This is a genomic window from Rhizobacter sp. P3_B12 (assembly GCF_056402895.1).
The window spans coordinates 1-2,043 of the sequence record NZ_JBFUGN010001054.1 but is presented as its reverse complement, the minus strand read 5'-3'; the positions used below and the strand labels follow the sequence as shown (position 1 = coordinate 2,043).

Here is a 2,043-nt window from a genome sequence, read left to right as displayed (position 1 = left end):
GGCTTCGGGGGTGCATCGGCAAACTCCCGCCACTCACTTCGTTCGTTGTGGTCAAACACAGCCGATGAGTATGTCTACGAAGCGCGCTGGCGCGCGCCACCCCCGAAACCGAKCTTCTCCGTCGCCCCAGAAGTCGCCCCCAGCCCGTCCCGCCACCCGCCGCGCAGAACCAGCCGCTCTTGTTGGGGGAAAAGATTGAAGTGACCGACGAGCATGCGTGCGTTCGCGTGCCTTGCCGCTCTGTTTCAGATTCTCTGCCGCGCAGACTCGTAGAGACACACCGCCGCGGCGGCAGCGACGTTCAGCGACTCCTCGCCGCCTGGCTGCGGAATGCGCAAGGCCTGCGCGCAACGCGCCATCAGCGCAGCCGACACGCCCTGCCCTTCGTGACCCAGTACCCAGGCGCAGGGCCACGGCAACGTCGCGCGGTGAATCTCGTGGGGGGTGTGCGAGCTGGTGGCCAGCAAGGGGACGGTCAACGCCGCAAGTGCATCGGCTTCAATGCCCTCGACCAGGCTCAGTGCGAAATGCGCACCCATGCCGGCGCGCAGCACCTTCGGCGACCACAGCGCCGCCGTGCCCTTCAGCGCGATCACCTGAGTAAAGCCGAAGGCCGCCGCGCTGCGCAGCACCGCACCGACGTTGCCTGCATCCTGCAGTCGATCGAGCACGACGCTCGGCGCATCGGCTTGCAGCGACGCACCGCCCGTCCACGGCAGCACGAACACGATCGGAGCCGCCGACTCGAGCGTGCCGATGCCGGCCATCAGCGCCGCCGGCACCACGGCCACCTGCGGTGCGCGCTCGGCCAGCGCCCGCAGCGCCGGTACCTGCCAGCCCGCTTCGGTGATCACCGCCTGCGACGGCAGCCCGCCCCGCTGCAGCAGCGCCGCAGCCAGGTGATCGCCTTCCAGCAGCACCTCGCCGTGCTTGCGGTAGCCACCCGGATCGGCCGCCAGCTTGCGCAGCCGCACCAGCAACGGGTTGTCGCGCGAACTGATCGCCTTGATCGCTGCGGCCATCACTCGGCAGCCATCATTCGGCCGGCACCGCAAACACCACGGACACCGGCGCGCCCAACGGTACCAGCGCTTCGCGCACCGGCGCGAACGAGCGGCGGTGGTGCACGCAGGCGCCGTGCTGCTTCAGCGCGGCCAGGTGCATCGGCGTGCCGTAGCCCTTGTGCTCGTCGAAGCCGTACTGCGGGTGCTGCTCGTGCAACGTGAGGCACAAGCGGTCGCGGTGCACCTTCGCGAGGATCGACGCCGCCGAGATCGACTGCACCAGCGCATCGCCCTGCACGATGGCTTCGGCCGCCATCTTCAGCACCGGCAGGCGGTTGCCATCGACCAGCACCTTGACCGGCACCAGCCGCAAGCCCTCGACGGCGCGGCGCATCGCCAGCATCGTCGCCTGCAGGATGTTCAGCGTGTCGATCTCCTCGACGCTCGCCTCGGCCACCGCGCAGCACAAGGCCCGCTCGCGGATCTCGTCGTACAGCCGCGCACGCACCGCGGCCGACAACTTCTTCGAATCATCCAGCCCCTTGATCGGGCGCTGGTCGTCGAGGATCACCGCCGCGGCGACCACCGGGCCGGCCAACGGGCCGCGGCCGGCTTCGTCCACGCCCGCCACCAGGCCGATCGCGTCGAAGCGCAGGCCGAACTGTTCAGAACCGGAGGACTTTCTCGATCGCATCGGTGGCAGCCAGGGCAGTGTTGCAGCGCAGTCGGTGGTGCAGTTCGGTGAAACGCCGGGCAATGGCCGCGGACTCTTCCGGCTTGTCGAGCCAGGCCAGGCCCGCAGCCGCGAGTTTCTGCGGCGTCGCGTCGTCCTGCAAGAGCTCGGGCACCGCGAATTCCCCGAGCAGGATGTTCGGCAAACCGACCCACGGCTGGTAGCCCATGCGCTTCATCATCTGCCAGCTCAGCCAGTTCATCGCGTAGGTGATGACCATCGGCCGCTTGAAGAGCGCCGCCTCGAGCGTCGCCGTGCCGCTCGCGATCAGCGTGACGTCGCAGGCGGCCAGCACCTCGTGCGAGC

2 protein-coding genes and 1 pseudogene are annotated in these 2,043 nt (G+C 69.0%); all 3 read right to left on the bottom strand.

Annotated elements, in window-relative coordinates:
* Nucleotides 1–245: 245 nt before the first annotated feature.
* Nucleotides 246–1,022 (bottom strand): TrmH family RNA methyltransferase, encoded by a 777-nt coding sequence (locus AC1D01_RS31975; RefSeq protein ID WP_477873533.1) that lies wholly within the window; start codon nt 1,020–1,022, stop codon nt 246–248.
* 13 nt (nt 1,023–1,035) lie between these two features.
* Nucleotides 1,036–1,698: a ribonuclease HII gene (gene rnhB, locus AC1D01_RS31970; protein WP_477873532.1), complete on the bottom strand. Its 663-nt coding sequence runs from the start codon at nt 1,696–1,698 to the stop codon at nt 1,036–1,038.
* Nucleotides 1,670–2,043 (bottom strand): annotated as a pseudogene (locus AC1D01_RS31965) (lipid-A-disaccharide synthase); the annotation flags it as partial. The gene rnhB and the pseudogene AC1D01_RS31965, both read right to left, overlap by 29 nt.